The sequence below is a fragment of the Raoultella sp. genome, from assembly GCF_039594335.1.
Classification (GTDB): Bacteria; Pseudomonadota; Gammaproteobacteria; order Enterobacterales; family Enterobacteriaceae; genus Klebsiella.
On record NZ_JBCNNS010000227.1, the window covers coordinates 1 to 4,134 of the forward strand.

At 54.0% G+C, this 4,134-nt stretch carries 4 protein-coding genes; all 4 read left to right on the top strand.

The genetic code is table 11. The features are described 5' to 3' along the window. A partial coding sequence (gene lepA / locus ACZAHD_RS21920) for a translation elongation factor 4 (protein WP_462458618.1) occupies positions 1-1,661 on the top strand: 1,661 nt, incomplete at its 5' end. A 16-nt stretch (positions 1,662-1,677) separates the two neighbouring features. Continuing rightward, complete coding sequence (lepB, locus tag ACZAHD_RS21925; protein WP_462458619.1) at positions 1,678-2,652, top strand: signal peptidase I; 975 nt, start codon at positions 1,678-1,680, stop codon at positions 2,650-2,652. Between the two features lie 294 nt (positions 2,653-2,946). Then, on the top strand, positions 2,947-3,627 hold the full coding sequence (rnc, locus tag ACZAHD_RS21930) for a ribonuclease III (protein WP_004866451.1): 681 nt from the start codon (positions 2,947-2,949) through the stop codon (positions 3,625-3,627). Next, positions 3,624-4,134 (top strand): GTPase Era (era, locus tag ACZAHD_RS21935; RefSeq protein WP_462458620.1); only part of this gene is annotated, 511 nt, incomplete at its 3' end. The genes rnc and era, both read left to right, overlap by 4 nt.

A 4,134-nucleotide genomic window follows, 5' to 3' on the forward strand; every position in this document is an offset into this window, starting at 1 on the left:
AACGTGAGCGTGGCATCACCATTAAGGCGCAAAGCGTCACCCTGGATTACAAGGCGAACAACGGCGAAACCTACCAGCTGAACTTTATCGATACTCCGGGGCACGTTGACTTCTCTTATGAGGTGTCACGTTCGCTTGCCGCATGTGAAGGGGCGCTGCTGGTGGTCGATGCGGGCCAAGGGGTGGAGGCTCAGACGCTGGCCAACTGCTATACCGCCATGGAAATGGATCTGGAAGTGGTGCCGGTTCTCAACAAAATCGACTTGCCAGCTGCCGATCCCGAGCGTGTCGCTGATGAAATCGAAGACATCGTCGGTATCGATGCGGCCGATGCGGTCCGCTGCTCGGCGAAAACCGGCGTCGGCGTTCCCGATGTTCTGGAACGTCTGGTGCGTGATATTCCGCCGCCGGAAGGTGATGAGGATGCTCCGCTGCAGGCACTGATCATCGACTCCTGGTTCGATAACTATCTTGGCGTTGTTTCGTTGGTGCGTATCAAAAACGGCACGATGCGCAAAGGCGACAAAATTAAAGTCATGAGCACCGGTCAGGTCTATAATGCCGATCGCCTGGGCATCTTCACGCCAAAACAGGTTGACCGTACCGAGCTGAAATGCGGTGAGGTAGGCTGGTTGGTGTGCGCGATCAAAGATATCCTCGGTGCTCCGGTTGGAGATACCCTGACGACGTCGCGTAACCCGGCGGATAAGGCCCTGCCAGGCTTTAAGAAAGTGAAACCGCAGGTGTATGCCGGCCTGTTCCCGGTCAGCTCAGATGATTATGAAGCATTCCGTGATGCGCTGGGTAAACTGAGCCTGAACGATGCCTCTCTGTTCTATGAGCCGGAGAGTTCCACGGCGCTGGGCTTCGGCTTCCGCTGCGGCTTCCTGGGCCTGCTGCACATGGAGATCATCCAGGAGCGTCTGGAACGCGAATACGACCTGGATCTGATTACCACCGCGCCGACGGTGGTCTACGAAGTGGAGACCACGTCGAAAGAAGTCATCTATGTCGATAGCCCGTCCAAGCTGCCGCCGCTGAATAATATTCAGGAACTGCGTGAGCCGATCGCGGAATGTCACATGCTGCTACCGCAGGAGTTCCTGGGCAACGTTATCACGCTGTGTATTGAGAAGCGTGGCGTGCAGACCAACATGGTTTATCACGGTAAACAAGTTGCTCTGACCTATGAAATTCCGATGGCGGAAGTGGTACTCGATTTCTTTGACCGCCTGAAGTCCACCTCCCGTGGCTACGCGTCGCTGGATTACAACTTCAAACGCTTCCAGGCATCCAACATGGTCCGCGTGGATGTACTGATCAACGGCGAGCGTGTTGATGCGCTGGCGCTGATCACCCACAACGATAATGCGCCGTATCGTGGCCGTGAGCTGGTGGAGAAGATGAAAGATCTGATCCCACGCCAGCAGTTTGATATCGCGATTCAGGCGGCTATCGGCAACCACATTATTGCCCGTTCGACCGTCAAACAGCTGCGTAAAAACGTACTGGCGAAATGCTACGGTGGTGATGTCAGCCGTAAGAAAAAGCTGCTGCAGAAGCAGAAAGACGGTAAGAAACGTATGAAGCAAGTGGGTAACGTTGAGCTGCCGCAGGAAGCGTTCCTCGCCATTCTGCACGTCGGTAAAGACGGAAAATAACCATTAAGGAGTTGGCATGGCGAATATGTTTGCCCTGATCCTGGTGATTGCAACCGTGATCACGGGACTTTTGTGGTGCCTGGATAAATTCATCTTTGCATCAAAACGTCGTGAACGTCAGGCCGCTGCTCAGGCAGCGACCGGTGATAGCCTCGACAAGCAAACGCTGAAGAAAGTTGGCCCGAAACCGGGTTGGCTGGAAACGGGAGCCTCGGTATTTCCGGTGCTGGCGATCGTACTGGTGGTGCGCTCATTTATTTATGAGCCGTTTCAAATTCCGTCCGGTTCGATGATGCCAACGCTGTTGATTGGCGATTTTATTCTGGTTGAGAAGTTTGCCTACGGCATTAAAGATCCGATCTACCAGAAAACGCTGATCGAAACCGGTCATCCGCAACGTGGCGATATCGTGGTGTTTAAATACCCGGAAGATCCGCGTCTGGACTACATTAAGCGTGCGGTTGGCTTACCGGGCGATAAGATCACCTACGATCCGGTGGCAAAACAGGTCACTATCCAGCCGGGCTGTAGTTCCGGTCAGGCATGTGGTAACGCACTGCCGGTGACTTACTCCAACGTTGAGCCCAGCGATTTCGTCCAGACGTTCTCTCGTCAGAACGGCGGGGAGGCGACCAGCGGTTTCTGGCAGTTGCCGAAAGGCGAAAGCAAGGCTGATGGCATTCGCCTGACCGAGCGCAAAGAGACGCTGGGCGAGGTGACTCACCGCATTCTGACGGTGCCGATTGCTCAGGATCAGGTTGGAATGTACTACCACCAGTCCGGCCTGCCGTTGGCTACCTGGATCGTGCCGCCGGGTCACTACTTCATGATGGGTGATAACCGCGATAACAGCGCTGACAGCCGTTACTGGGGCTTTGTACCAGAGGCCAACCTGGTGGGTAAAGCCACGGCCATCTGGATGAGCTTCGAAAAACAGGAAGGCGAATGGCCGACCGGCGTGCGTTTATCGCGTATCGGTAGCATCCATTAATTTCCCTGTCTTATTCACGCTGCCGCTGCAATATTGGCAGCGTGAATTATTTAATATTTAAATCCCTTCAAACTAACGACATCTATTGTCGTTGCGTATAGAATATCCCCCCGACGTTTTGGTTGTCTCTCGTAGGAGTGACACGGCACACGAAACCGCGTTGGTTGATTCTACTCGGAATAATTTGGGTTGCAGAAAGGCGGCAGGCAAGCGCGCAGGCAATCTAAATGGGAACAGAGCTGCCAGGTCGGTTTCGTGTGCTGCATTTTTGACGCATTCATTTATTGGTAACGCATGAACCCCATCGTAATTAATCGGCTTCAACGGAAGCTGGGCTACACTTTTCATCATCAGGAGCTGTTGCAACAGGCATTAACTCACCGCAGTGCCAGCAGCAAACACAATGAGCGCCTGGAGTTTTTAGGTGACTCAATCTTGAGTTTTGTGATCGCCAATGCGCTCTATCATCGTTTCCCTCGGGTGGACGAAGGCGATATGAGCCGTATGCGCGCAACGCTGGTACGAGGCAACACGCTGGCGGAGATCGCCCGCGAGTTTGAACTGGGTGAGTGTCTGCGCCTTGGTCCGGGTGAGTTGAAAAGCGGCGGCTTCCGTCGCGAGTCTATTCTGGCTGATACCGTTGAAGCATTGATTGGCGGGGTATTCCTCGACAGCGATATCCAGAACGTTGAGCGCCTGATTCTCACCTGGTACCAGACTCGTCTGGACGAAATCAGTCCTGGTGATAAGCAAAAAGATCCAAAGACTCGTTTGCAGGAGTATCTGCAAGGGCGCCACCTGCCGCTGCCTTCCTATCTGGTGGTGCAGGTGCGCGGTGAAGCACACGATCAGGAATTTACTATCCACTGCCAGGTCAGTGGCCTGAGTGAACCGGTGGTAGGCACAGGTTCCAGCCGTCGCAAGGCGGAGCAGGCTGCCGCCGAACAGGCGCTGAAAAAGCTGGAGCTGGAATGAGCATCGATAAAACATATTGTGGGTTTGTCGCCATTGTTGGCCGCCCGAACGTGGGTAAATCCACGCTGTTAAACAACCTGCTTGGGCAGAAGATTTCGATCACTTCCCGTAAAGCGCAGACCACGCGTCACCGCATTGTCGGTATTCATACCGAAGGGCCGTATCAGGCAATTTATGTTGATACCCCGGGCCTGCACATGGAAGAGAAACGCGCGATCAACCGCCTGATGAACAAAGCGGCAAGCAGTTCTATTGGCGACGTTGAACTGGTGATTTTCGTTGTCGAAGGCACACGCTGGACGGCCGATGATGAAATGGTGCTGGGCAAATTGCGTGATGCCAGAGCACCGGTGATCCTGGCGGTCAATAAGGTGGATAATGTGCAGGAAAAGGCTGATTTGCTGCCGCACCTGCAGTTCCTGGCAAGCCAAATGAACTTCCTCGATATCGTACCGATTTCTGCAGAAACAGGCATGAACGTCGATACCATCGCCGGGATCGTACGCA